General features: G+C 65.3%; 27 protein-coding genes. 12 read left to right on the top strand and 15 right to left on the bottom strand.

Translation table 11 applies throughout. The features are described from left to right. The first annotated feature begins 14 nt into the window (after positions 1-14). Positions 15-2,153, top strand: coding sequence for a transglycosylase domain-containing protein (locus tag M8312_RS10515; RefSeq protein ID WP_502957413.1), 2,139 nt, complete (start codon positions 15-17; stop codon positions 2,151-2,153). Here M8312_RS10515 and M8312_RS10510 read toward each other — a convergent pair. Both M8312_RS10510 and M8312_RS10505 read right to left on the bottom strand, forming a co-directional pair. Next, the gene (locus tag M8312_RS10510; RefSeq protein ID WP_250117644.1) at positions 2,106-2,804 is read right to left on the bottom strand and encodes a M48 family metallopeptidase; all 699 of its coding nucleotides are present in this window, start codon (positions 2,802-2,804) and stop codon (positions 2,106-2,108) included. The genes M8312_RS10515 and M8312_RS10510 overlap by 48 nt on opposite strands. Further along, a complete protein-coding gene (locus M8312_RS10505) occupies positions 2,785-3,228 on the bottom strand; it encodes a YcgN family cysteine cluster protein (protein ID WP_250117643.1) in 444 nt (147 codons plus the stop codon). Before M8312_RS10505 ends, M8312_RS10510 begins: the two co-directional genes overlap by 20 nt. 64 nt (positions 3,229-3,292) lie before the next feature. Here M8312_RS10505 and M8312_RS10500 point away from each other — a divergent pair, with 64 nt between their 5' ends. Beyond that, positions 3,293-3,913 carry an ankyrin repeat domain-containing protein gene (locus M8312_RS10500; protein WP_250117642.1) on the top strand — a complete coding sequence of 207 codons (621 nt, stop codon included), beginning with the start codon at positions 3,293-3,295 and terminating at the stop codon, positions 3,911-3,913. On the opposite strand, the gene M8312_RS10495 is transcribed toward M8312_RS10500, so the two are convergent. From M8312_RS10495 to M8312_RS10450, 10 genes are all read right to left on the bottom strand, one after another. Then, the gene (locus M8312_RS10495) at positions 3,910-4,407 is read right to left on the bottom strand and encodes an MmcB family DNA repair protein (RefSeq protein WP_502957412.1); all 498 of its coding nucleotides are present in this window, start codon (positions 4,405-4,407) and stop codon (positions 3,910-3,912) included. The genes M8312_RS10500 and M8312_RS10495 overlap by 4 nt on opposite strands. Before the next feature lie 42 nt (positions 4,408-4,449). Then, complete coding sequence (locus M8312_RS10490; protein WP_250117641.1) at positions 4,450-5,109, bottom strand: cell wall hydrolase; 660 nt, start codon at positions 5,107-5,109, stop codon at positions 4,450-4,452. 176 nt (positions 5,110-5,285) lie between these two features. Then, positions 5,286-5,624 carry a DUF1491 family protein gene (locus M8312_RS10485; protein ID WP_250117640.1) on the bottom strand — a complete coding sequence of 113 codons (339 nt, stop codon included), beginning with the start codon at positions 5,622-5,624 and terminating at the stop codon, positions 5,286-5,288. A 2-nt stretch (positions 5,625-5,626) separates the two neighbouring features. Next, positions 5,627-6,088, bottom strand: coding sequence for a PaaI family thioesterase (locus tag M8312_RS10480; RefSeq protein ID WP_250117639.1), 462 nt, complete (start codon positions 6,086-6,088; stop codon positions 5,627-5,629). Beyond that, positions 6,069-6,533 (bottom strand): PTS sugar transporter subunit IIA, encoded by a 465-nt coding sequence (locus M8312_RS10475; RefSeq protein ID WP_250117638.1) that lies wholly within the window; start codon positions 6,531-6,533, stop codon positions 6,069-6,071. The genes M8312_RS10480 and M8312_RS10475 overlap by 20 nt, the downstream gene beginning before the upstream one ends. Positions 6,534-6,604: 71 nt before the next feature. Beyond that, the gene (gene hpf / locus M8312_RS10470) at positions 6,605-7,174 is read right to left on the bottom strand and encodes a ribosome hibernation-promoting factor, HPF/YfiA family (RefSeq protein WP_250117637.1); all 570 of its coding nucleotides are present in this window, start codon (positions 7,172-7,174) and stop codon (positions 6,605-6,607) included. Between the two features lie 60 nt (positions 7,175-7,234). Further along, positions 7,235-7,951 carry a DNA polymerase III subunit epsilon gene (dnaQ, locus tag M8312_RS10465; RefSeq protein ID WP_250117636.1) on the bottom strand — a complete coding sequence of 239 codons (717 nt, stop codon included), beginning with the start codon at positions 7,949-7,951 and terminating at the stop codon, positions 7,235-7,237. Positions 7,952-7,963: 12 nt separating this feature from the next. After that, positions 7,964-8,557 carry a dephospho-CoA kinase gene (gene coaE, locus M8312_RS10460; RefSeq protein WP_250117635.1) on the bottom strand — a complete coding sequence of 198 codons (594 nt, stop codon included), beginning with the start codon at positions 8,555-8,557 and terminating at the stop codon, positions 7,964-7,966. Next, positions 8,554-9,402: a shikimate dehydrogenase family protein gene (locus M8312_RS10455; protein WP_250117634.1), complete on the bottom strand. Its 849-nt coding sequence runs from the start codon at positions 9,400-9,402 to the stop codon at positions 8,554-8,556. The genes coaE and M8312_RS10455 overlap by 4 nt, the downstream gene beginning before the upstream one ends. Further along, entirely contained in the window at positions 9,399-9,983 is a 585-nt protein-coding gene (locus M8312_RS10450) for a Maf family protein (protein WP_250117633.1), read from the bottom strand. Before M8312_RS10450 ends, M8312_RS10455 begins: the two co-directional genes overlap by 4 nt. A gap of 289 nt (positions 9,984-10,272) precedes the next feature. Between M8312_RS10450 and hemE the strand changes: the two genes are divergently transcribed. The 10 genes from hemE to M8312_RS10400 all read left to right on the top strand — a co-directional run bounded on the left by hemE (position 10,273) and on the right by M8312_RS10400 (position 20,006). Further along, positions 10,273-11,331 (top strand): uroporphyrinogen decarboxylase, encoded by a 1,059-nt coding sequence (hemE, locus tag M8312_RS10445; protein ID WP_250117632.1) that lies wholly within the window; start codon positions 10,273-10,275, stop codon positions 11,329-11,331. 4 nt (positions 11,332-11,335) lie between these two features. Then, the gene (locus tag M8312_RS10440) at positions 11,336-11,797 is read left to right on the top strand and encodes a CopD family protein (protein ID WP_250117631.1); all 462 of its coding nucleotides are present in this window, start codon (positions 11,336-11,338) and stop codon (positions 11,795-11,797) included. Positions 11,798-11,965: 168 nt separating this feature from the next. Further along, positions 11,966-13,222, top strand: a complete 1,257-nt coding sequence (rho, locus tag M8312_RS10435; protein ID WP_250117630.1) for a transcription termination factor Rho — start codon at positions 11,966-11,968, stop codon at positions 13,220-13,222. Positions 13,223-13,330: 108 nt separating this feature from the next. Continuing rightward, positions 13,331-13,984, top strand: a complete 654-nt coding sequence (locus M8312_RS10430; RefSeq protein WP_250117629.1) for a YjbE family putative metal transport protein — start codon at positions 13,331-13,333, stop codon at positions 13,982-13,984. A 33-nt stretch (positions 13,985-14,017) separates the two neighbouring features. Next, positions 14,018-14,731 carry a YjbE family putative metal transport protein gene (locus M8312_RS10425; RefSeq protein ID WP_502957460.1) on the top strand — a complete coding sequence of 238 codons (714 nt, stop codon included), beginning with the start codon at positions 14,018-14,020 and terminating at the stop codon, positions 14,729-14,731. Further along, on the top strand, positions 14,724-16,001 hold the full coding sequence (mnmE, locus tag M8312_RS10420; RefSeq protein ID WP_250117627.1) for a tRNA uridine-5-carboxymethylaminomethyl(34) synthesis GTPase MnmE: 1,278 nt from the start codon (positions 14,724-14,726) through the stop codon (positions 15,999-16,001). Before M8312_RS10425 ends, mnmE begins: the two co-directional genes overlap by 8 nt. 45 nt (positions 16,002-16,046) lie before the next feature. Next, complete coding sequence (gene mnmG / locus M8312_RS10415; protein WP_250117626.1) at positions 16,047-17,726, top strand: tRNA uridine-5-carboxymethylaminomethyl(34) synthesis enzyme MnmG; 1,680 nt, start codon at positions 16,047-16,049, stop codon at positions 17,724-17,726. Further along, positions 17,723-18,340, top strand: coding sequence for a 16S rRNA (guanine(527)-N(7))-methyltransferase RsmG (gene rsmG, locus M8312_RS10410; protein ID WP_250117625.1), 618 nt, complete (start codon positions 17,723-17,725; stop codon positions 18,338-18,340). The genes mnmG and rsmG overlap by 4 nt, the downstream gene beginning before the upstream one ends. Beyond that, complete coding sequence (locus M8312_RS10405; protein WP_250117624.1) at positions 18,337-19,125, top strand: ParA family protein; 789 nt, start codon at positions 18,337-18,339, stop codon at positions 19,123-19,125. The genes rsmG and M8312_RS10405 overlap by 4 nt, the downstream gene beginning before the upstream one ends. Then, the gene (locus M8312_RS10400; RefSeq protein WP_250117623.1) at positions 19,122-20,006 is read left to right on the top strand and encodes a ParB/RepB/Spo0J family partition protein; all 885 of its coding nucleotides are present in this window, start codon (positions 19,122-19,124) and stop codon (positions 20,004-20,006) included. The genes M8312_RS10405 and M8312_RS10400 overlap by 4 nt, the downstream gene beginning before the upstream one ends. A 2-nt stretch (positions 20,007-20,008) precedes the next feature. Here M8312_RS10400 and M8312_RS10395 read toward each other — a convergent pair whose 3' ends face one another. Genes M8312_RS10395 through leuS form a run of 3 tightly spaced genes read right to left on the bottom strand, consistent with a single transcriptional unit; the run spans position 20,009 to position 24,017 of the window. Further along, entirely contained in the window at positions 20,009-21,016 is a 1,008-nt protein-coding gene (locus M8312_RS10395; protein ID WP_250117622.1) for a DNA polymerase III subunit delta, read from the bottom strand. Continuing rightward, complete coding sequence (lptE, locus tag M8312_RS10390) at positions 21,013-21,507, bottom strand: LPS assembly lipoprotein LptE (RefSeq protein WP_250117621.1); 495 nt, start codon at positions 21,505-21,507, stop codon at positions 21,013-21,015. The genes M8312_RS10395 and lptE overlap by 4 nt, the downstream gene beginning before the upstream one ends. Continuing rightward, complete coding sequence (gene leuS / locus M8312_RS10385; RefSeq protein ID WP_250117620.1) at positions 21,504-24,017, bottom strand: leucine--tRNA ligase; 2,514 nt, start codon at positions 24,015-24,017, stop codon at positions 21,504-21,506. Before leuS ends, lptE begins: the two co-directional genes overlap by 4 nt. Positions 24,018-24,028 lie beyond the last annotated feature (11 nt).

The following is a 24,028-nucleotide window of genomic DNA, read 5'->3' as shown; positions in this document are numbered from 1 at the left end:
CCTTGCGCCCACCCATGGCTGCGCCTTCTCGCCGACCCGCCCCGAACAGCTCGCGCCAGCAGCCGCCACCTCGCCGGCGTGGCGGGTGGTTCGGACGTATCCTCAAGTGGGGGCTGTTCGCCTTTCTTGCCGGGCTGATCGCGCTTGGCGTGACCGTTGCCATCGCGATGAGCCAGCTGCCGTCTTATTCGGAGCTGGCGCAGCGCAAGGACCTCGGTCAGATGATCCGGGTCCATTCGGCGGACGGCAAGGTACTGGTCAGCATCGGCCCGACGTTCGGCCAGTGGATCCCCTACGAGCAGATCCCCGCAACCATGCGCGCGGCGATGATCGCGGTGGAGGACAAGCGCTTCCGCAGCCATCCCGGAGTCGACCCCATCGGCGTGGCCCGCTCCATCAAGGTGCGCCTGCAGACCGGCCACTTCAGCCAGGGCGGGTCGACCATCACCCAGCAGCTGGCGCGCAACATCTTTCTGACCAACAGCCGCAACTTCGGTCGCAAGGCGCGTGAGGGCATCCTGGCGCTCGCCCTGGAGCGCAAGTTCAGCAAGGACCAGATCCTCGAGCTCTATCTCAACCGTGTCTATTTCGGCGGCGGCGCCTACGGCATCGACGCCGCCAGCCGCACCTTCTTCGGCCATCCCGCAACGCAGCTGAGCCTGGGCGAGGCGACCATCATCGCTGGACTGGTGAAGGCACCGTCGAACTACTCCCCCACCGCCGACGTCGAAGCCGCGCGCGGCCGTGCCGGGGTAGTGCTCCAGTCCATGGTCGAGAACGGGTTCATCAGCCGCGCTGCGGCCGAGAGCGTCGACCCGGCCCGAATCGTGGTGCAGCCGACGCAGAAGCAGAATAGCATCCGCTACTTCACCGATTGGGCGCTGCCACAGCTCGACACGCTGATTGATGAGACCAGCGACCCGATTGACGTCTGGACCACGCTCGACACGCGGATGCAGGCAGCGGCGGACAAGGCGATCGCCGCCAACACCCCCGCGGGTGCGCAGGGTGCGCTGGTCGCGCTGGACCGCGACGGGGCGGTCCGGTCGATGATCGGCGGCAAGGATTACGTGAACAGCATCTATAACCGTGCGACCCAGGCGCAGCGGCAGCCGGGCTCCGCCTTCAAGCTGTTTGTTTACCTGGCAGCGCTCGAATCGGGGATGAAGCCGACCACCACCTTGGTCGATGAGCCGATCACCATCGAGGGCTGGACCCCGCGCAACTCGACCCGCAGCTACCTGGGCCAGGTCACGCTGCGCGAGGCGTTCGCCCGTTCGATTAACACCATCAGCGCCAAGATCGGGGCGCAACTCGGCTTTTCCACCATTGCCGACATGGCCCACCGCTTCGGCATCTCCGGCCAGATCTCGACGTATCCATCGATGGTGCTGGGCTCTTCCGAAGTTCGCCTGATCGACCTTACCCGGGCGTATGCCGCGGTGGAGAACAAGGGGGTCGCGGTCATGCCTTACGCCATCACTCGGGTGGTCACTGCGGACGGGCGGCTGCTTTACCGACACGAGCCGACCGAGAACCGGGTGCTGGTCGCGCCATGGGTGGCGGCCGAAATGACGGACCTGCTGCAGACCGCCGTTCTGTCCGGCACCGGCCGGGCGGCGCAGATCGGGCGACCGGTCGCGGGCAAGACCGGAACGACCACCTCCAACAAGGACGGATGGTTCATGGGCTTCTCGTCGGGGCTTACCACCGGCGTGTGGATGGGTCGCGATGATGCCAGACCGATTCCCGGCCTTCAGGGCGGCACGGCGCCGGCCCGGGCTTTTCACGATTTCATGGTTGCCGCCGTCGCCAATCGGCCTGTCGAGCAGTTCGAGACCGAAGTGCCGATGCCGGACTGGCAGCTGTCGCCCGAAGAGGATCTGAACGCGACCATTGGCGACAGTCAGCCGCTCGTCGATGCCGACGGCAATCCGCTGCCCAGCCAGCCGGCTGACCCGATGGGCGCTCAGCCCGGTCCGCAGCAGCAGCAAGCCCCGCAGCAGCAGGGCTCGCCTGACCAGACGGAGCTTGATCGCATTTTCGGTGGCACTCCGCCGCCGCGCGAAGGTGCGCCGCCGCCGACCGACCGCTCTCCGCCGCCGTCAGCCCCGGCCGATCAGCCGCAGCGCCGGCCCGACTTCTCGCAATAAGGCTCGGGCGGGGCCAACCGGGCCGCCGAACAGCCGCTCCTCGGCCCGGCGGAAGGCGGGCGAGTGATCCATGTGCAGCCGGTGCGCGACTTCGTGGGCGACAACGAAGCGGCGGCATTCGGCCGGCGCGAGGATCAGTCGCCAGCTGTAGCGGATCGCGCCTGCCGACGAGCAGCTACCCCATCGGCTCGCCGCATCGCCGATCGCCACGGACGAGACGGACACGCCCGCCGTCGCGGCAATGGCGCTTGTTTCGGCGCTCAGCGTATCGAGCGCGCGTTTGTGCAGCCACCGCAACGTGGCGCGCGGCAGGGCGTCGGCCGGGCCGCCGACGTGGAGTTCGTCGCCGACGTGACTGACTCCCCGCCGTCCGACGATGCCCCTGATCGTGACTGGCTGTCCCTCGAGGGGGATCGTTGCGCCATCGTGGAGGGGGGAGTGGCCGGGCGCCCCGGCGAGTTGCCGTTCAACCCAGGCGCGCTGTTCGCCCGCCCAGCGCAGCGCAGCCTGCGCCGAGCCGCGCGGCGGCATCGTCAGGCGAAGCTGACGCCGTTCATGATCGACCCGCAGGCGCAGGCGCCGCGCGGCGTGGTGGCGCACCAGCGCGATCGGCAGCGGCAGGTCGGGATGATCAAAGATCGCGGTCGACAAGATGGAACTCAAGTTCGCCGGCGTCGGTCTCGCTGATCGTCCAGCCGCGAGTCGACATGCCTGCCTGATGCACGCTCTCGCGGCTGCCGCTGACCAGATAATGCCAGTCAGGGAGCGGCAGATTGTCGGCCCGCAGGCGGTAGGCGCAGGTCGAGGGCAGCCATTCCAGGCTGTCGAGCTTATCCGGCGAGAGCTGCACGCAATCGGCGACGTGACGGGCGCGATTCTTGTAATCACCGCATTGACCGCTTTTACGGTCGAGCAGCTTGCAGGCGACGTTGGTGGGGTAGAGCTCGCCCGTATCCTCGTCCTCCAATTTGTGGAGGCAGCAGCGGCCGCAACCATCGCACAGCGCCTCCCACTGGCCCCGGTCGAGGGTGGCCAGCGGTCTCAACCACCAGGACGTTTCGGTCGGCTTGTTCATTTCCCGCCTTGCTGTGGTCTGCTAGAGCCGCGGTTTCAAGGTCGTAAACAGGGCGATGAGCGAAATGCGCAAGGTTTCGAAGCGGTTGGCGGCGATCGCGGGATTGGCGCTGATGATCCCAACTGGAGCAAGCGCGCAGGCGGCCCGCAGCGCTTATGGCGCGGACGGCTATGGCTTCGTCGAGGCGGTAAAGTCGCGCGATAACAACAAGGTGCTCGGCTACCTTGAGTCGAACGGCGCCGCGATGATCAACTTCCGCAATGACAAGGGCGAAAGCGCGCTGCATGTCGTGACCACCCGGCGCGACGGCGACTGGCTCGCATATTTTCTGGCCAAGGGTGGCGACGTGAATCTTGGCAATGGCGCCGGTGACACCCCGCTCCACCTGGCTGCGCGCGGCGGGTGGGAAGAGGGGGTGCAGACCCTGCTCGATTATCGGGCCGCCGTGGATCGCCCGAACCGGCTGGGCGAGACGCCGCTGATCGCGGCCGTGCAGGCACGGCAACTCCAGATCATCCGGCGCCTGCTGCAGGCCGGCGCCAATCCGGATCGTCGTGACAGCGCGAGTGGCCGCAGCGCGCGCGATTACGCCAAGCTGGACACCCGCTCGGGCGCGGCCATCCTGCAGCTGATGGACACGGTGAAAGGTCGGACGGGCCGGCCCGTGGCAGGGCCCAAGATCTAGCGGTCGAAGCCCATGCTGGGGTCGAGTTGCGCGCTCAGCCGGCGGGCAGCGCGGCGGGCGAAGCGCAAGGTTTCGGCCTTGCGCCTGGCCGGAGCCAGCGGGCGGTGGGCAGCGGCGCGGCAGATGGCGGCGTCATAGCGGTCGGCGACGATCAGGCCCGCCTCGCCCGGCAGGAAGCGCTCCTCCTCGCACAGCGCGGAGAGATGCGGCGGGACCGCCCAAAAGAAGCGGTCGCAATATTCGAGATAGTCGGTCCACTTGGCGTCGGTCGTGAGGTCGGCCTTGCTGACTTTGATCTCGACGATGGTCAGCTGACCCTTGGGATCGATCCCCATCAGGTCGGCGCGGCGGCCGTTCGGCAGCGGCACCTCGCAGATGGCGAACAGGTCCTGGCGGCAGAACAGCCGCGTGACCCCGCGTGCGACCTCGGCCGCAACGGGCGGAAGGCCGTCGAAACAGGGTGGGGGGATCAGGGAATCGGGGGCGCTACTCACCCGCCGACATTAGAACAAATCGGGACCGAAGCGCTAGGGCACTTAGCGATAGAAGATGTGGTTGCCGATCGAAGCGACCTGCGTCGTCCGCCAGCCCGGATGCACGCGCTTGGCGTGGAAGAACATGGCCGAACGAGCAACGTCGTCATGCAGCTTGCCATCGACGATGCGGGCGATGGCGACCGCCGTCTGCCACTGCCGGCTGCTCTTGCTGACGGACGGCCACTGACCGCCGCGAACGAAGCTGAACTGGCCACGCTGGGTCAGAACGCCGCAGTAGCTTGCCGGGAAGCGGCCCTTGCTGTGGGTGCGGTTGGCGATCACCTGGCCGACGGCCAGCTGACCAGCGAGCGGCTCGCTCTTGGATTCGAAGTAGACACCGGCGGCGAGGCACTCGAGCTCGCGGCTGCCGGCGTTGGCGGAGCGCAGCTCGGCGACTTTGTCGGTCAGGCTTTCGGAACGATCGACGGACGGCTGAGCCGTGTCGAGCGGCGTCGGCGCTTCAGGAGCCGCGACCACCGGGGCGGCGATCAGCGGTTCACCCGGCTGAAGAAGGGACGAGGGGTTGGAGGTCTTTGCAACGGCATCGGTCGGCGTGACGGAAGCGGTGGCGGATGCGGCGACTGGGACGACCTGAGCAGGAGCGACCGAGCCGGCGGCGAGAGCCATACCAGCGATCATCATGGCGAAACGATGCAGCATTAAGGACCAAACCTGATGCGGTGGACGAGCGTCGGATGCGCACCGTCGAGCTGAAAAGCGCTCGCGCATCTTGGCCTGTCCCCCGTCTCGCGTGCCCTTAAAACGCGGCCCGAAATGGCTGCGCGAATAAGTGCCCCGCTGAACAGGTTCCTCCGTTCACCGCATTCGAATGGGGGTCAACTCACCGAGGTCGTTTCAGCGATGAATCGTTCGCTCGACGGGATATCCAGTTCCAGCACCCAGCAATCGGGGTCCCGGGCGCGGACACGCGCAACATCTTGTACGGCCCCGGCCGAATCACCCGCAGATGCGCCGACGACCGTCCACCGGTAGCTCCAGTCCGCCTGCATGCGGCGCTCGAGAAGGGCGCGGTGTTCCCCGCGCTCAGCTACCGCCAGGACGATCGTGCCGCGGTCAGGATCACCCTTGTGGAGCACGGTGCCAAAGCCGCCCAGCCCCTCCGCGCGGCGGATTAGCGCAGTGACCTCAATTCCGGGCGCGAGCCGAGCGTCCATGATCAGGAGCGATAGCCGGGCAGGCCGGCCAGCGCGATGTGCGAGCGCAGGAACGTGCCGGTGCCTCGCGCGCATTCTTCGCCGCTGGCATCGACGATCCGCGCCTCGGCTACGAACACGCGGCGGCGCCCGCTGATCCACCGGCCATGTGCCTCGGCCGGGCCAACCTTCATCGGCTTGGTGAAGTGGAGGTTGAAGGCGGTGGTCAGGAGAAAGCGGTCACTGACCAGGCTGTTCGCCGCATAAAAGGACGCGTCGTCCAGCATCTTGAAATAGAGGGTTCCATGCGCGGCGCCGGCGGCGTGGAAGGCATCCTCCCGCACCTCGAACCGGATGAGAGACTCACCAGGTGCCGAGATCGACAGACGCGATTCGAAAAGCCGGTTGATGGGCGCGGAGTCGTAGAGCGCTTCGAGCGCCCGGAAATGCGCCGCCTCACCCGTGTCAGGCGGCGTCGCGTTCATCGACACCCATCAGGACGGCGGCCAGGGCATCGCGCGAGCGGGCGCCGCGCAATTGCTCCACGGCCGCGGCGTTGCGCAGGGTCCGGCTGACCGCGGCCAGCGCCTTCAGATGCTCCGCACCGGAATCGGGCGGGGAGAGCAGGAAGAACACGAGGTCGACCGGCTGATTGTCGATCGCCTTGTAGTCGATCGCCTCGGGCAGGCGGGCGACCATGCACCAGACCCTCGCCAGCCCGTCGATCTTGCCGTGAGGAATTGCGACCCCGTTGCCGAAGCCGGTCGAGCCAAGCTTCTCCCGCTCGTTGAGAGCGCTTGTCACCTGGGCGGGATCAAGCCCGAGCCGCTGCGCCGCCAATTGGCCGAGCAGCTGGAACAACCCGCGCTTGTTGCTGGCGGGAAGGGCGGACTTGATGGACTCGAAATCGACGAATTCGCTCAAACGCATGTCTTGGCACTCGATCCTGCGCCGTCCGGATTGGGCGAACGCTTGGTGCAATCACTTCGGAAGGGCAATGGTCAGCTCCGCGGCTCGACCCACCCGATGGTCCCGTCCTCACGGCGATAGACCATGTTGAACGCACCCGTCCGAAGATTGCGGAACATCAACGCGCCAGTGTTGCGAAGGTCCATCAGCATCACCGCGTCCCCGACGCTCGCCTCCGGAATGTCGACGCTGGTCTCGGCAATGATCGGCGGATGCTCTGGAGCCGGCGCCTCCTCGGGCGGTGGGGCGAAGATCGTGTAGCCGGCATCCTGTGCCAATTCGGTACTGGGCGCATGGTCGCCCTTACGCTCCCGAAGCCGTGACACGTAACGCCGCAACTGCCGCTCGATCTTGTCGGCCGCGCCTTGGAAGGCGGTGTGTGCGTCCTGCGCGCGGCCAAAGGCCTTCAATACGACGCCATTGGCTACCGGAGCGATGATGTCGCAGGTGAAGCCGCGATCGTGTGGCCCACGGCCAAAGGTTACATTGGCGCCGATCGCGCGCGAGAAGTAGCGGTCCGCCACCGCCGAGATGCGATCCCTTACATGCGCCCGCAGCGCGTCACCCGTCTCGACCTGATGGCCCGACACCCGAACGTCCACTTCAGCGGACTCCCTTGCTTGTTGCGGCGGCGGCGGCCTGCCTCAGCAAGGCCGATGCCGTCAATGAGCGAGACCGGCGTCCTGCCGCTGCAGCAGGTGCCACAGCGGATCCTTCAGCCCCGCGACGAACTGGGCGTGACGCGCCAACTCTTCAACCGATGCGTGGTAGGGACGCGCCGGGCGGACCGGCCGCTGCGCCGGAGCGACCACACCGGCGCTGACGCCACTGTCGGCCACCACTTCGGCCATGAGCGAGAGCCCGATCTGCCGCCCACCGGTCAATTCGACATAGACCTGCGCGAGCAATTGCGCGTCGAGCAGCGCGCCGTGCTTCACGCGCGCCGAGCGGTCGACTCCAAACCGCGTGCAGAGCGCGTCGAGGCTATGCTTGGCGCCGGGATGCCTGGATCGCGCCATCATCAGGGTGCAGATCATCCGGCTCATGCAGACAGGATCGCGGCCGCACAGCGCCAGCTCGGCGTTGAGGAAGCCGAAGTCGAAGCTCGCATTGTGGGCAATCAGGGGCGCATCGCCGATGAAGTCGAGCAGTTCGTCACAACGCTCGGCGAAACGCGGCTTGTCGGACAGAAAGATGGCCGACAGGCCGTGCACCGCCTCCGCCTCGGAGGGCATCGCCCGTTCCGGGTTGAAGTAGGCATGGAAGTGCCGTCCGGTCTCGCACCGATTGACCATCTCCACGCAGCCGATCTCCACCATCCGGTCGCCGGTGGCCGGGTTCACGCCGGTGGTTTCAGTGTCGAAGATGATCTCGCGCATGGTTGCGTGAATCTATGCGCCTTTGCCCGAATCCAGTCCAGCAAGGATCGCGTCGACCTGCCTTTCCGTTTCTGCCAGTGAGGCGCCGGTGTCGATCACTACATCGGCCCGCGCCCGCTTTTCCGAATCGGGCATTTGGCGGGCGAGGATGGCCGCAAGCTTTGCGTCGGTCATGCCGGGTCGGCCGAGCACGCGCTGGCGCTGAACGTCAGCCGGCGCGGAAGCGACGATCACGCGGTCGAATGCCTTTGCTCCGTCCGTTTCAAACAACAGGGGAATGTCGAACAGGAGAACGGGTTCTCCCGCATGATCGGCGATGAATCGCTCGCGTGCGGCTTTCACGGCGGGATGCACCAGCGCCTCAAGGGCGGCGAGTTCGCCGGGTTTGCCGAGCACGGCCGCGGCCAAGGCGTCGCGATCAACCGCGCCGTCGCGCGTGGTTCCGGGGAACCGCTCCTCGACCGCCGGAACCAGCGCGCCGCCGGAACCCTGAAGTGCGCGAACCGCCGCGTCCGCGTCGAACACGGGCACGCCGCGCGAACGGAACATGGCGGCGACGGTCGATTTTCCCATGCCGATCGACCCGGTGAGCGCAAGGCGGATCATGCGGCCAGCTGCCGGTGAAGCTCATCCTCGTCATCCGGCCCGCGCGGCGGGGCGACGCCGAAGAAAAGCGGAAATGCCGCCGCGGCCTGTTCGATGAGCATCGTGAGGCCTCCGGAAGCGGCCAACCCTCGTTGCCGCGCATCGGCCACCAACGCCGTGGGATCGGGCGCGGTGACCAGGTCAAAGACCCAGCCGTCGGCCGGCATCGCCGTCAGGTCGGCCTCTAGCGCAGGTGCACCAACCATGCCGAGCGGCGTTGCATTGACGAGGCCGTCGGTGCGGATAGGTGCGCCAAGCTCTTGAGGCCGCAAGGAAAGCCCGAAGCTGTTGGCGAGCGAGAAGGCCGCCTCCTGGTCGCGGGCGTGGATCGCCACGTCAGTAAAGCCAAGCGACTTGCACGCGACTAGCACGGCGCGCGCCGCCCCACCGGTCCCGAGCAGGGTCATGGACCTCGCTGGCGAGGCGCCGGCAAGCTGTTTCAGCACAAGAATGATCGCCCCCACGTCGGTGTTGGCGGCCGACAACTCGCCGGAACGGGGCACAAGCGTATTGCAAGCACCGACCTGGATCGCTTCATCGCTGCGCTCACCGGCCTGGAGGAGGGCGTCGAGCTTGAGCGGCATGGTGACATTGCAGCCGCGCCAGAGCGGATCGCCGCGCCGGTCTGCTATATAAGAAGGAAGGTCGTCGCGACGGACTTGCGTCCGGCGATACTCGGCATCCATTCCGAGCCGTTCGAGCCAGAAACCGTGAATCATCGGTGACTTGCTCTGAGCAATGGGGTCACCGATGACCTCGGCATAAGGTTTGCCGGGTGACATGCTGGGGACGCGATCTGACGTCATACCGCCAAGACGCCTTGACGGCGCAATTCGCCAAGCAGCGCCAGGAGGGGAAAGCCCTGGATGGTGAAGTGGTCACCTTCGATGCCCTCGAACAGCTGGATGCCCGGACCCTCGAGCCGAAACACGCCGACGCAATAACTGACTTCTGGCCAATCACTGGCGAGGTAGGAGTGAATGAAGGCTTCGCTGAGGGTTCGAACCTGCAACCTGGCTTCCTCCGCATGGCGCCAGACGACCTTGTCACCCTTCGCCAGTGCCACTGCGCTGGTCAGGAGCATGGACCGCCCAGAGAAGAAGCGTAGATGTTCGGCCGCCTCCTCAAGGCCGCCCGGCTTGGAAAATCGGCGGCCATCGACCGACACGACGCTGTCGCTGCCGATCACCAGCGCGTTCGGTCGCTCCGTCGCCACGCCTAGCGCCTTCAATTCGGCGAGGCGGGTGGCAAGCTCTCCATCATTGCCATCGAAGCCTTGCTTCACCGCGGCCTCGTCCACTGCCGGCGTCGCCATTCCATAAGGCACGCCGGCATTGGCCAGCAGCGTGCCGCGAATAGGGGACGTCGAGGCAAGGATGAGGTCCATATTTGTTCCTGTGGAAAAACCCTGTGCCCGGCCTAGCGCGACCTCGTGCATTATCCAATTGGCCGGTTCGCACCCGCGCCGGCGGTCTTCATTCGCGATTCTATCCACGGCCTTCCGACTTGATCCCCAGCCTGTGAGTCATGGGAGAGTCTCGTTCCGACTCGCGGGTAATGCTGGCCATCGGGCGCCCGACCGCTGTTGGCAAAATCGGGAGGCGCACCTATTCCCCGCGACCAAGCGGCCAACTTCATTCAACAACCTTCTAAGATTCTAAGAGAGGAATAAGGGCGTGGCTTTCCGACCGGCGGGATCGACCGACAAACCGCTGCTCGCGGTGCTGCGCGGTGAGCGGCGCGACCCTCCGCCCGCGTGGATGATGCGGCAGGCTGGTCGCTACCTGCCGGAATATCGCGCGCTGAGGGCCGAGAAGGGCGGATTCCTCGACCTCGTCTATGATCCTGAGTCAGCGGCGGAGATCACGCTCCAGCCGCTGCGGCGTTTCGCGCTCGACGCGGCGATCCTCTTTTCCGACATCCTGATCGTGCCCTTTGCGCTGGGCCAGCAGCTCAGCTTCACCGCTGGCGAAGGGCCGCGGCTGGCACCTCCGCTCAAGGGTGCCGACCTGGCCGGCCTGAAATTGCGTCTGGAGCGCCTCGATCCCATTTATGAGACGGTGGCCCGAGTGAAGGCCGCACTGCCGCCCCAAACAACCTTCCTGGGCTTCGCTGGAGCCCCGTGGACGGTCGCTACCTACATGGTGGCGGGTGAGGGTAGCCGGGAGCAGGCGGAGGCGCGTAGCCTCGCCTACAGCGACCCTGCGCTGTTCGGCGCAATCATCGAACGGATCGAGGAGTTGACCCTCACCTACCTGATCGGCCAGGCGGACGCCGGCGTGGATGCGGTGCAGATCTTCGACAGCTGGTCGGGAAGCCTCGCGCCGGCTGAGTTCGAGCGCTGGGTGATCGCACCCACCGCGCGACTGGTAGAGCGGCTGCGTGCCGCTCGGCCCGACCTCGCGATCATCGGCTTTCCCAAGGGCGCCGGCGGCAAGCTGGCGGCTTATGCGCGGGAAACCGGCGTTGATGCGCTCGGCCTCGACGAGACGGTGGACCCGGCCTGGGCCCACTCGGTCCTTCCCGAAGGCCTGCCGGTGCAGGGCAATCTCGATCCGCTGGCGCTCATTGCCGGAGGCCGCGGACTGAAGGAAGCGGTCACGCGAATCCGCGAGGCCCTTGCCAGCAGGCCGCACGTGTTCAATCTCGGACATGGGATTCAGCAGACCACTCCGATCGCCCATGTTGAACAGCTGATGAGCCTGCTAGGGAAGTCCTCTGGAGGGGTGATCTGAGGCGATGACGTTCCTGGACGCTTATGTCGGCTGGCTTGGCAACGCCTACCCGTGGGTGAAGGCCGCGCACCTGACCTTCGTGATCTTCTGGATCTCGGGGCTTTTTTTGCTGCCGCGTTTCTACGTCTACCATCACGCCACTCCACCCGGCACCGCTGAAGATCGAGCCTGGATTGAGCGCGAGGAGCGGGTTCGGTCGATTATTCTCACGCCCGCGATGGTGATCGTCTGGATTTTGGGGCTGATGCTTGCCTTTCACCTCGGCGCCTGGGGCGAGGGGTGGTTCAGCGTCAAACTGGCGCTGGTGGTCGCTCTGACCGGTTATCAGGGCTGGATGGGTGCTTACGGACGCAAGCTGGCGAACGGTGCAAGGCCGCTCGAGAACCGTACCTTGCGGATCATGAACGAGATTCCGGGCATCGCCACCGCGGTGATCGTCGTGCTGGTGATCGTGAAGCCGTTCTAGTTGCCGCCGGAGCACAATGCTCCGGTTGACTTGGCTGCAACGGCACCATACCTCTGGACCGCATACGGGCGCACCGGTCCGTATTCCTCCTCCTCAGCCGGTGTGACCGCTTTTCAGCGGCTTTATCATCCACCTGGCTGACCATCCCCACATCCCAGGCATAGCTACATGCACTTGAAAGAATTGAAGAAAAAAACTCCCGCCGAACTGGTCGCGATGGCCGAGGAGATGGGAGTCGAGGGCGCCAGCACCTTGCGCAAACAGGACCTGATGTTCTCCATCCTCAAGGTCCGGGCCGACAGCGGCGCCGAGATCATGGGGACCGGCACCATCGAGGTGCTGAACGACGGTTTCGGCTTCCTTCGCAGTCCCGAGGCCAACTATCTGGCTGGACCCGACGACATCTACGTCACTCCCCAGGTCGTGCGCCGGTTCGGCCTCCGCACCGGTGACACGGTGGAAGGCGAAATCCGCGCGCCCAAGGACGGCGAGCGTTATTTCGCCCTGACCCGCGTCACCCAGATCAACTTCGACGATCCCGACCAGGTTCGTCACCGCGTCAACTTCGATAACCTCACGCCGCTCTACCCGAACGAGAAGCTCAAGCTCGACACGCTTGATCCGACGATCAAGGACAAGAGCGCTCGGGTGATCGACATCGTCGCCCCGCTCGGCAAGGGCCAGCGCGCGCTGATCGTCGCGCCGCCGCGCACCGGCAAGACCGTGCTGCTGCAGAATATCGCGCGGGCGATCACCGACAATAATCCCGAGGTCTTCCTCATCGTGCTGCTGATCGACGAGCGGCCCGAGGAAGTTACCGACATGCAGCGCTCGGTGAAGGGTGAGGTGATCTCCTCGACCTTCGACGAGCCGGCCCAACGCCACGTGCAAGTCGCTGAAATGGTGATCGAAAAGGCCAAGCGCCTGGTCGAGCACAAGAAGGATGTCGTGATCCTGCTCGACTCCATCACCCGCCTTGGCCGCGCCTACAACACCGTGGTGCCGAGCTCGGGCAAGGTGCTGACCGGCGGTGTCGACGCCAATGCGCTGCAGCGGCCAAAGCGCTTCTTCGGTGCGGCCCGCAACATCGAGGAAGGCGGCTCGCTTTCGATCATCGCGACCGCGCTGATCGACACCGGCTCCAAGATGGACGAGGTCATCTTCGAAGAGTTCAAGGGTACGGGTAACAGCGAAATCGTGCTCGACCGCAAGGTCAGCGACAAGCGCATCTTCCCGTCGCTGGACGTCGGCAAGAGTGGCACCCGCAAGGAGGAGCTGCTGGTCGAGCAGAACATCCTCACCAAGATGTGGGTGCTGCGCAGGATCCTGATGCAGATGGGCACCATCGACGCGATGCAGTTTCTGCTCGACAAGATGAAGGACGCCAAGTCGAACGAGGACTTCTTCGCCAGCATGAACCAGTAGGCTGAGCCCGCCCGCCGGGCGCGCTTCACACGTGTCCGGGGGTCGCGCCTCGTTCCGCGCATTCTCGGTCACTGGACCGCGGCAGCGCGGAATGATTAAAGCCCTGTCATGTTCAGCTTCGCGTCGATCTTTACCCCGGCCGGTCTTGCCGGACTAGGCCAGATCATCGTCGGGGACCTGACGCTTGCTGGCGACAACGTCGTCATCATGGGCAGCCTTGCCGCTGGCTTGCCGCCAAAAGACCGACGCAAGGTCCTCCTGTTCGGAGTCAGCCTGGCGCTGGTGTTCCTGATCACCTTCGCCCTGATCGCGACTCAATTGCTCAAGATCACCGGCCTGGTGTTTGCCGGCGGGCTGCTGCTGTTATGGGTCGCGTTCAACATGTGGCGTGAGCTTCGCCCGGTCCCGGTCGAGGTTTGCGATGATCCCGACACGCCGGAGATCGAAGGTCCTCCCGCATCGAAGTCGCTGCTTCGCGCGGCCATCCAGATCACCATCGCCGACCTTAGCATGAGCGTCGACAATGTCCTGCTGGTCGCCTCCATCGCCCGCTCCAACCCAGCGCTTCTCTTCGTAGGCCTGAGCTTCTCGGTGCTGTTCATGGGGCTTGCCGCCAACTATGTGGCGCGGCTGATCGAGCGCTACCACTGGATCAACTACATTGGTCTGGGCGTCATCCTCTATGTCGCCGCGAAGATGATCGTGGAGGGGTGGCTCGGCGGAGACCATGTCCTGGGACTGAGGACGATGTTCGGATGGTAGGAAAGCGACTTTGTCAGGAATGAAACGGCGATGATGCTGAGCTTCGTGTCCGCGACTGTTGTCGGCTTGGCGATGCCGTCCGGCGTCTGGCAGGCCATCACGGCGGATTTCGCGAACATCGGTCAGCCCGGCGCCCTTGCAGCGTTCCTGCAGGTGCTGATGATCGATCTGGTGCTGGCCGGCGACAATGCGATCGTCGTGGGCGCGCTGGCGGCGGGCCTGCCTGCGGAGCAGCGTCGCAAGGTCATTCTCATTGGTGTGATGGCAGCGCTTGTGCTGCGGGTCGCCTTTGCCCTGTTGGTCAGCCAGCTCCTGCAGATCGTCGGCCTGATCCTGGCCGGCGGATTGTTGCTGTTGTGGGTGGCATGGAAGATGTGGCGAGAGCTACGCCACGCCGGTGAGAGTACCGGATCGGTTGAGATCGTGGGAGACGAGCACAGCGGGCTGAAACCCGCGAAGAGCTTCGCCGCCGCCGCTTGGGCAGTCGCCGTCGCGGACGTCAGCATGAGCCTGGATAATGTGCTGGCGGTCGCTGGGGCCGCCCGCGAGCACCCGGGCATCCTGATCGTCGGCCTTCTGCTCTCCGTTGCACTGATGGGGCTCGCCGCTAACCTCATCGCCCGGTACATCGAACGCTACCGATGGATCGCGTACGGCGGTCTGGTCGTCATCCTGTGGGTGGCGGGCAAGATGATCTGGGAAGGTTTCCACGACGTGCGTCCCGTGTTGCTCCCCTTCATTGGCTGACGGGGACACCATCTTCGCGAACTCGAGCGGCAGTCCGCCTGCCGCGATTGCGGTCATTCGGATTAGCGGAGCTCGCGCGCATGATGCAGCGGAGCGGCTGGCTGGCCCATTGCCACCGCCCCGTCGAGCCGCTGTGCGAAAGTTAAAGGGGAGCGATGGGCTTCTGCTGGATGAAGCGTTGGTTCTGCGTTTCGACAGCCCTGCCAGTGCGACCGGCGAGGACCTGGTGGAGCTGCACTGCCACGGCGGGCGTGCGGTTGTGGCGGCGGTGCTCGCTGCCTTGTCCACTTTCCCCCACTGCCGTTTGGCGGAGCCGGGTGAATTCACGCGTCGCGCTCTTTCCGCTGGTCGGATCGACCTCACCGAAGCCGAAGGACTTGCTGATCTGCTCGAAGCGGAGACCGAGGCGAAGCGCCGGGCGGCGATGGGGGTTGCTGGCGGCGGCCTGCGGCGGCTGATCGCAGGATGGCGCGAACGGGTTGTCGGGCTATCTGCCCAGGCCGAGGCGGCGATCGACTATGTTGGTGATGAGGATGAGACAGCATTGGACACGGGTGCGCTGGTGACCGCCGCCCGTGAGCTCGCAGACGAGTGGAAGGGGTGGCTTGCGCGCCCCCGCTCGGATGTCCTCCGCCGGGGCGCTAGGGTGGTTCTGGCTGGTCCGCCGAACAGCGGAAAGTCCAGCCTCCTCAACGCCCTCGCGGGGGAAGAGCGCGCGATCGTTGCCGATGAGGCGGGTACCACACGTGACGTAATCGAAGTACCGCTTGCGATTGGTGGCCTGCCGATCGTTCTGGTCGACACCGCTGGGATCAGGCCGACCGATCAGCACGTCGAGCGGATTGGGGTCGAGCGTGCGCTGGTGCAAGTCGACTTCGCGGATGTTGTGCTCTGGCTGGGAAATGAGGAGAGCAGGCCCACGCATCCGCGGGTCATCCCCATTCATGCGCAAGCGGACGTAAGGCCGGGTCCCCCGCCAGACCGGATAGCTGTATCCGTCGTGACTGGGGAGGGGCTGACATCCTTGCTCCATGCGATCCGCCGTTTTGTCGAGACCGTGGTGCCGCCGGAGGACCAGCTGGCGCTTAATCAGCGGCACGCAGACCTGTTGGAACAAGCGGCAGGCGCATTGGAGGGGGTTTCAACGGACCTCGTCATCCTGGCGGAGCAGCTTCGCCAAGCTCGCTCCTTGCTCGACAAGATCACTGGTCGCAGTGGCACCGAAGAGATGCTCGACGCACTGTTCTCACGCTATTGCTTGGGTAAATAGCGGAGCCGTGTTTCACGTGGAACATTGGTCGGCTAAGGCGCCCGCATGTTTGATGTGGTCGTAATCGGGGCAGGTCATGCCGGCTGCGAAGCTGCATGCGCGGCGAGCCGCCGTGGAGCGCGGGTGGCACTGGTCACCCTCCGTGCTGACAACATCGGCCAGATGAGCTGCAATCCGTCGATTGGAGGCGTCGGTAAAGGGCACCTTGTCCGCGAACTCGACGTCTTCGATGGTTTGATGGCGCGGGCGGCCGATCACGCTGCGATCCACCGCCGAATGTTGAACCGCAGCAAGGGGCCAGCCGTCTTCGGTCCACGGGTTCAGGCTGATCGAAAGTTTTACGCACGAGCCGTCCGCCGAATGGTGGAAGAGAGCGGTGCGACCCAGATCGAAGGCGAAGCCACTCGCCTCATCGTCGTCAGCGGGAGGGTGGCCGGCGTTGCTCTTTCTGACGGGAGCCAACTGAAGGCCCGGGCAGTCGTCATTACCACGGGAACTTTCCTCAAGGCGATCATCCACATCGGAGAACAGTCCTCAGCCGCCGGTCGCAGTGGTGAGGCATCCTCCGTTCCTCTGGGCAATCAGATACGGGAGCTCGGCCTAGCGCAAGGTCGACTGAAGACCGGAACGCCGCCGCGCCTGGACGGACGGACGATCAACTGGAGTGTTCTGGAAGAGCAGCCATCCGATGCAAGCCCGTGGCTGATGAGCGCGCTGGATGACGGTGCCCGACCCCCGCAGCTTCGGTGCGCGATCACGCGGACCACGACGGACACGCACGAGATCATCCGGTCGTCGGAACATCGCTCTCCGCTATACTCCGGAGCCATCGAGGGGCGGGGACCGCGTTATTGCCCCTCCATCGAGGACAAGGTGCGACGCTTTGCCGATCGCGACAGCCACCAGATTTTTCTCGAACCGGAGGGGCTTGATTCAACCCTGGTCTATCCGAACGGCATTTCGACTTCCCTGCCTGCGGAGGTGCAGGAGAGTTTTGTCCGTTCGATCACGGGGCTCGAACGGGTGACGGTCGTAAAGCCCGGCTATGCCGTCGAGTATGAGCACGTTGACCCGCGTCACCTGAGCGGCACGCTTGAAAGCAAGGCGGTTGCGGGGCTGTTCCTCGCTGGGCAGATCAACGGCACGACGGGGTATGAGGAGGCCGGAGCACAAGGCCTCGTCGCAGGCTTGAATAGCGCGGCTGTGGCTTGTGATATGGCCCCGCTCTTCTTCAGAAGAGAGACCAGCTACATCGGTGTCCTGATCGATGATCTGGTCGTTCAGGGCGTCAGCGAGCCGTACCGAATGATGACCGCGAGAGCCGAGCATCGCTTGGCGCTCCGTGCCGACAATGCCGTCGCTCGTTTGGGGGAGGATGCTCTCGCATCGGGAGCGTTGAGCTACCGGCGGCGCAAGGCAGTCGATAAGCATCTACAATTCAGGACAACGGCCGCATACGCCACGACCGACGAGGGTAAGGCCGATGCGCTCTATGCGCCTTATGTGGAGCGCCAGGCTAGAGAGTGGTCAGCGGTCCGCGCGTCTTCCGACGCAGTGATCCCCAGCGACCTTGATTTTAGCAGCATCGCTGGAATGTCCGCCGAGATGGCTGAGCGGCTAGCGGCAGCGAGGCCGGACAATCTCGATCAGGCGTCTCGCGTGGCCGGCATCAGCCCGGCTGCCCTTACTGCTCTGCACCTCACCATCTCTCGGCGCGCCGCGTGATCGAAAAGGTCGCAGCAGCGGCGGGAAGCTCCGTTTCACGTGAAACAATGGAGCGTCTCGAGCACTACGTTCACCTGTTACTGGACGAGAACAACCGGCAAAATCTGATCGCGGCTTCTACGGCTGAAGACGTGTGGATGCGGCATGTCGTCGACTCTGCGCAGTTGCTCCGGTTCATGCCCGCTGGCCGACACCTCGATGTAGGATCAGGCGCGGGTTTGCCGGGGCTCGTCCTGACGATACTTAGTGAAGCGCCGATCACGATGGTTGAGCCCCGGCGTTTACGAGCAGAGTTCCTTCAGCGCTGTATCAACGAGCTGGACCTGCGCCATGCCACTGTTCAGCAGGCGAAGGTTGAGCGGGTTTCAGGAAAGTTCGACACGATTACCGCGCGGGCCGTGGCTGCAATCGAGCGGCTCTTTGCTGTTGCACACCATTTGTCGCATCCACAGACCGTCTGGGTACTACCGAAGGGCCGGTCTGGACAAATGGAACTGGCAGCGGCTCGTTCCTCGTGGCAAGGTCACTTTCGTACGGAGCCGAGCATCACCGAGGGGGAAGCGGTGATCGTGATTGCTTCGGGCGTGTCGCCAAGACGAAAGGGGCGGGGATGATCCGGATTGCGGTCGCCAACCAGAAGGGTGGAGTGGGAAAGACCACCACCGCCATCAACCTCGCGACCGCACTCGCGGCGACGGGCTGGCGGGTGCTGCTGCTCGATCTTGATCCGCAGGGAAATGCATCGACGGGGCTGGGCGTCAGCCAGGCCGCCCGTCACCATTCCAGTTACGACGTCCTGATGGGTGAAGCCACGCTCGAGGAATCGGTCGTCGCCACCCGCGTTCCTCGGCTCGACGTTGTGCCGGCTACCCAGGATCTCTCCGGCGCTGAAGTGGAGATGGTGGAGTTTGAGCGGCGCACGCACCGGCTTGCGGATGCGCTCGACAAGGCGCCAGTCGGCCGTTGGGACATCGTCCTGATGGACTGCCCGCCGTCGCTGGGCCTTCTGACCGTGAATGCGTTGATCGCTGCCCGGCAACTGCTGGTGCCGCTCCAATGCGAGTTCTTCGCTTTGGAGGGCTTGAGCCAGCTGTTGCAGACGGTCGAGCGCATCCGAACTCGCTTTAATCCGGACCTCAGCATCCTTGGCGTTGCGCTCACCATGTTCGACCGACGCAACAGCCTGTCCCGGCAGGTCGCGGAGGACGTTCGCGCCTGCCTCGGCTCGGCGGTGTTCGAAACTGTGGTGCCGCGCAACGTGCGGCTGTCGGAAGCGCCCAGCCACGGCTTGCCGGCCCTGATCTACGACCTGCGCTGCTCGGGGAGTGAAGCCTATGTGCGGCTCGCCAAGGAACTGATGGATCGCCTTCCGGCACCAGTCATCGTGGAGGCTGCATGAACGAGCTTCGGCAGCGCGGGCTCGGGCGTGGACTGTCTGCCCTGCTAGGTGACGCTCAGCCGGACTTGGAGGGTCCGCGGGGCGCGGGCGTGCGCGAGATCGACATTGCGGCGATCAAACCCAATCCGCAGCAACCCCGCCGAGTGTTCGATGAGGTGGCGATTGCCGAGCTTGCCGCGTCCATCGGCGAGCGTGGAGTGCTTCAGCCCATCCTTGTTCGCGACCTCAAGGACGGCCGTTTCGAGCTGATCGCCGGCGAACGCCGCTGGCGCGCGTCGCAACGGGCTCAGTTGCACAAGATCCCGGCACTGGTTCGCGAGTTTGACCAAGCCGCCAGCGCGGAGGTCGCGCTGATCGAGAATGTGCAGCGCGAGGACCTGAACGCGTTGGAGGAGGCCGACGCCTACGCCAGTCTGATCGAGCGCTATGGGCACGGGCAGGATGCTGTCGCCAAGCTGGTCGGCAAGTCACGCAGCCATGTGGCTAACCTGTTGAGATTGCGGGATCTTCCAGAGTTCGTACGAGAGGCCCTGCTGCGTGGCGAACTGACCATGGGGCATGCCCGGGCAGTGGCCACCGCAAGCGATCCCGAGGCGCTTGCACGAGAGGTGATCGCCGGTGGCCTGTCGGTCCGCCAGACGGAGCAGCTGGCCAAGGCGGTCAAACCCGGCAACGAGAGCGACAGCGCCCGTGCTTCCGCCAGAAAGGTGGGGACCGGGCAGGACGCCGACGTGGCGGCGCTGGAGCGCCAGCTGGGCGACGTTCTGGGCCTTAGGGTAAAGATTGCTGCCAAGGGTAGCGCGGGAACGGTGACGCTGCACTTCTCAACGCTCGATCAGCTAGATCTGGTTTGCCAGCGGCTGACCGGCGAACCGATCTAGGCTCAGCGACGGCCTGCGCGGGCCAGCTGCAGCAATTCGGTGCCGAGCGTCGCCGCGGCAGGCGGGGCGGTACCGCCCTTAAGCAATTCGCGTTCGACCTGCGCCAGACGACTCATCGCCTGTGCCAGGCGGGGGCTGGTCCAGCGCGACAGCATGCGTCCGACCAGGGCGCGGTCCTTCCAGAAGATGCCGGCCAGCACCGCGTCCATGGGCTGGCCGGAGTCGAGCCGCGCCCGCAAGGGAGCGAGCTGAAGAAGGCGGCGCTGCAATGATCGGGTCATCGGGATGGCGTCACTGCCGACATCTTCGGCGACGGCCAATTCGTCGGCGAGGTCGGCCAGCGCTCCGCTTAGCGCTAGGTCACCAGCACGGTTGAGGTCGCGGTCCGGCGCGTCGGCGCCGAGCAGGTCGAGGTGTTCGGCCAGCAGCTCGCGCGGATTTTCGGCAGTGGAGTTGAGAAAAACCGAGAATTTTGCGAGTTCCTGCGCGATGATCGCCTGATCGGCGCCCGCTGAAGCGGCCACGCGGTCCGCGATATCACGGGACAGGCGCAAGCCCTGTCCGCGCGCCAGATCGGAGACTAGCCGGCCCATGTTGGCCGCATCCGGCATGTAGGAAAGGTGCGACAGAGCGCTGGCGTGGGCGTCCACCGCCTTCATCAGCGCCGAAGTCTTCTTGAGCGCTCCGGCGATGAGCACGGTTGGGTGTTCGACCGCAGGAGCGGCGAGCAGGGCTTCCACTGCGGGCAGCGACTCCTCGCCGGCGGGCTCGACCCAGATCAGGCGCGGACCGCCGAACATGGAGATGGCGCTGGCACTGTCGCTGAGCAGGGCAGGGTCGCTCTTGAGCTGGACGCCCGTGAGCGCCTCCTTTTCGGCGTTGAGGCCAGCCAGCAGACGGGCGGCAAGCGCGCGGGAGGCGGACTCGTCCTCGCCGGCGAACAGATACAGGCGGACAGCCGCATCGGGCCGATCGACACTACGGTCGACCTGCCCCTTGGAAATCTTCACCGCGCGCCGGTCCGGGTCGCGTAAAGACCAAGCCGCGCGACAATCTGGTCGGCAAGGATCACGCTCAGCCGCTCCAGCGCGCTCTGCTCGGCGGCGACGGTCGCATATTCGCTGCTGACCACGTCGATACCGACATCGGACCCGGCGGTAGCGTCGAGTACCACGGCGCCGGTGGTGGAATCCACAAGACGGTAGCGCGCCCGCAGAGTGCGCCGTTCGCGGGTCACGGCGGAGTCGCCGCGAATGCCGAAGCCCTCGATGGCATCGTCGAGTTCGACCTGCAGCCGGTAGCGGGGGTTGGCGTCGGTGGTGCCAAGCCGGTCAACCAGCGCGGACCGGACGAGATAACCCGATTGGCCGGGGATCGGTTGAACTGCGACGGAGCGCAGAACCTGCGCGACTGGCCCGGACTCACCCCCGGCATAGAGCGGACGAAGGCCACAGGCCGAAGTCGCGACCGCCAGCACAAGGAGGAGTAGAAAGCGGCTCACAGGACGATGTTCACGAGGCGATCGGGCACCACAATCACTTTCCGCGGCTCAGCGCCGTCCAGCAGGCGCGAAATCTTGTCGGCGCCAAGGGCCATGGCCTGCAATTCCTCGCGGGCAAGTCCCCGAGGGGCGGACAACGTGTCGCGCAGCTTGCCATTGACCTGCACCGCCACCGTCACTTGGTCGTCGACCAGAAGCGCGGGATCATGCTCGGGCCAAGGCTGGTCGGTGATCAGGCCGTCACCGCCAACGGCGGTCCAGGCTTCCTCGGCGAGGTGAGGAGCCATCGGTGAGACCAGCTTCAGCAGCGTATGGATGGCGCTCGTGCGGTCGGTCGACGGCTTCGCCTTCTCAATGGCGGTGGTCAGCTCATACAGACTGGCGATCGCCTTGTTGAACTGCAGGCCCTCGATCGCCTGCCCGACGGCGGCAATCGTCTTGTGCATTCGCCGGCGCAGTTCGAGATCTTCGCCCTCCGTCTTGGGCTGGACCGCACTTTGTGCCAGGCGCCAGACCCGCTGGACGAAGCGCGCGGCGCCCTCGATGCCGCCGATCGACCATTCAAGGTCCCGCTCGGGCGGCGAATCGGACAACATGAACCAACGCACCGCGTCCGCGCCGTAGCGATCGATGATCAAGTCCGGATCGACGACATTCTTCTTCGACTTGGACATCTTCTCGACGCGGCCGGAGGTGACCGGCTGGCCGGACTCGACGTGCACCCAATCGTCGCCGTCGCGACGGACCTCATCAGGGCTGAGCCAGCTGCCGTCGCCCGCGCGATAGGTCTCGTGAGTGACCATCCCTTGCGTGAACAGGCCTTTGAACGGCTCGGCCATGCCGAGTCGGCCGATGCGTTCCAGCGCCCGGGTCCAGAAGCGGGCGTAGAGCAGGTGCAGGATCGCATGCTCGACCCCGCCGATGTACTGGCCAACGGGGAGCCAGGCCTCAGCCTCCGCGCGGTCGAACGGCTTGTCGTCCGGCTGGCTGGCGAAGCGGATGAAGTACCAGGAGGAATCGACAAAGGTGTCGAGGGTGTCGGTCTCCCGCCGGGCCGCGCCCCCGCACTTGGGGCACTCGGCCTTGTTCCACGTGGAATGGCGGTCCAGCGGGTTGCCGGGCACGTCGAAGCTGACGTCTTCGGGCAGAACCACCGGCAACTGATCGCGAGGCACGGGCACGGGCCCGCACGCATCGCAGTGGATGATTGGGATCGGCGTGCCCCAGTAGCGTTGGCGGCTGACACCCCAATCGCGGAGGCGGTACTGGATGGTGCCTTTGCCCCAGCCTGCGGTCTCGGCGCGGCGGATGATCTCGGCGGTCGCAGCATCGCTGGTGAGGCCATCGAGGAAGCGCGAGTTCACCGCGACGCCCGAGCCTACCTCGGCCGCGGTAACCGGAAGCGAGGCCTCGTTGGCGCTCGCGGCGACCACGCGGCGGATCGGGAGGTGGTATTTGCTCGCGAACTCGAAGTCACGGACGTCGTGCGCCGGAACGCCAAACAGTGCGCCGGTGCCATAGTCCATCAGCACGAAGTTCGCGATCCACACCGGCAGGCGCCAGTCGGGGTCGAGCGGGTGAAGAACCTCGAGGCCGGTGTCGAACCCAAGCTTCTCGGCGGTCTCGATCTCCGCGGCGGTGGTACCGCCCTGCTTGGCAAGCGCGATGAACTCGGCGACCTCGGGCCGCTCGGCCGCGAGCGCTTCGGCAATCGGGTGACCGGGTGAAATGGCGATGAAGCTGGCACCGAAGATGGTGTCTGGCCGGGTGGTGAAAACCTCGATCTCGCCCGGTCCATCCAAGCGCTGAAAGCGGAACTGCAGTCCCTGGCTTTTGCCGATCCAATTCTCCTGCATCAGGCGAACCTTGTCGGGCCACTGGTCCAGTGTTCCAAGGCCATCGAGCAGTTCTTCGGCGAAGTCGGTGATCTTGAGGAACCACTGACTCAATTTGCGCCGCTCGACGGCCGCCCCCGAGCGCCACCCCTTGCCGTCGATGACCTGCTCGTTGGCGAGCACGGTCATGTCGACGGGATCCCAGTTGACCTCCGATTCCTTACGGAAGACCAGGCCCGCTTCAAACAGGTCGAGGAACAGCGCCTGTTCGTGCCCGTAGTAATCGGGTTCGCAGGTCGCGAGCTCCCGGCTCCAGTCGAGCGCGAAGCCAAGGCGCTTAAGCTGGCCGCGCATGGTGGCGATGTTCTCGCGGGTCCAGCTGCCGGGGTGGACCTTCTTTTCCATGGCCGCATTCTCGGCCGGCATTCCGAAGGCGTCCCAGCCCATCGGGTGGAGCACTTCGAAGCCCTGCATCCGGCGGAAGCGGGCCAGCACGTCGCCCATGGTGTAGTTGCGCACGTGCCCCATGTGGATGCGTCCCGATGGATAGGGAAACATCTCCAACACGTAGGATTTTGGCTTGGGGCTGGCGCTGTCCGCGCGGAAACAGCCCTCCGACTCCCACCGCTCCTGCCAGCGGGAGTCGCTCGCCGCCGGGTCGAAACGGTCGGTCATGAAACGCCTCT

The sequence above is a fragment of the Sphingomonas sp. KRR8 genome (assembly GCF_023559245.1).
Classification (GTDB): Bacteria; Pseudomonadota; Alphaproteobacteria; order Sphingomonadales; family Sphingomonadaceae; genus Sphingomicrobium.
Note: the sequence above shows the minus strand (reverse complement) of the source record. Positions and strands in the feature narration are given on the sequence as shown.

Excerpts from the sequence above, each read along its gene's own strand:
- M8312_RS10515 (WP_502957413.1), top strand. The coding sequence starts at position 15 with ATGGCTGCGCCTTCTCGCCGACCCGCCCCGAACAGCTCGCGCCAGCAG.
- M8312_RS10505 (WP_250117643.1), bottom strand. The coding sequence starts at position 3,228 with ATGAACAAGCCGACCGAAACGTCCTGGTGGTTGAGACCGCTGGCCACC.
- M8312_RS10500 (WP_250117642.1), top strand. The coding sequence starts at position 3,293 with ATGCGCAAGGTTTCGAAGCGGTTGGCGGCGATCGCGGGATTGGCGCTG.
- M8312_RS10490 (WP_250117641.1), bottom strand. The coding sequence starts at position 5,109 with ATGCTGCATCGTTTCGCCATGATGATCGCTGGTATGGCTCTCGCCGCC.
- M8312_RS10485 (WP_250117640.1), bottom strand. The coding sequence starts at position 5,624 with ATGGACGCTCGGCTCGCGCCCGGAATTGAGGTCACTGCGCTAATCCGC.
- M8312_RS10480 (WP_250117639.1), bottom strand. The coding sequence starts at position 6,088 with ATGAACGCGACGCCGCCTGACACGGGTGAGGCGGCGCATTTCCGGGCG.
- M8312_RS10475 (WP_250117638.1), bottom strand. The coding sequence starts at position 6,533 with ATGCGTTTGAGCGAATTCGTCGATTTCGAGTCCATCAAGTCCGCCCTT.
- dnaQ (WP_250117636.1), bottom strand. The coding sequence starts at position 7,951 with ATGCGCGAGATCATCTTCGACACTGAAACCACCGGCGTGAACCCGGCC.
- coaE (WP_250117635.1), bottom strand. The coding sequence starts at position 8,557 with ATGATCCGCCTTGCGCTCACCGGGTCGATCGGCATGGGAAAATCGACC.
- M8312_RS10455 (WP_250117634.1), bottom strand. The coding sequence starts at position 9,402 with ATGACGTCAGATCGCGTCCCCAGCATGTCACCCGGCAAACCTTATGCC.
- M8312_RS10450 (WP_250117633.1), bottom strand. The coding sequence starts at position 9,983 with ATGGACCTCATCCTTGCCTCGACGTCCCCTATTCGCGGCACGCTGCTG.
- M8312_RS10440 (WP_250117631.1), top strand. The coding sequence starts at position 11,336 with ATGACGTTCCTGGACGCTTATGTCGGCTGGCTTGGCAACGCCTACCCG.
- rho (WP_250117630.1), top strand. The coding sequence starts at position 11,966 with ATGCACTTGAAAGAATTGAAGAAAAAAACTCCCGCCGAACTGGTCGCG.
- M8312_RS10430 (WP_250117629.1), top strand. The coding sequence starts at position 13,331 with ATGTTCAGCTTCGCGTCGATCTTTACCCCGGCCGGTCTTGCCGGACTA.
- M8312_RS10425 (WP_502957460.1), top strand. The coding sequence starts at position 14,018 with ATGCTGAGCTTCGTGTCCGCGACTGTTGTCGGCTTGGCGATGCCGTCC.
- mnmG (WP_250117626.1), top strand. The coding sequence starts at position 16,047 with ATGTTTGATGTGGTCGTAATCGGGGCAGGTCATGCCGGCTGCGAAGCT.
- M8312_RS10405 (WP_250117624.1), top strand. The coding sequence starts at position 18,337 with ATGATCCGGATTGCGGTCGCCAACCAGAAGGGTGGAGTGGGAAAGACC.
- M8312_RS10400 (WP_250117623.1), top strand. The coding sequence starts at position 19,122 with ATGAACGAGCTTCGGCAGCGCGGGCTCGGGCGTGGACTGTCTGCCCTG.
- leuS (WP_250117620.1), bottom strand. The coding sequence starts at position 24,017 with ATGACCGACCGTTTCGACCCGGCGGCGAGCGACTCCCGCTGGCAGGAG.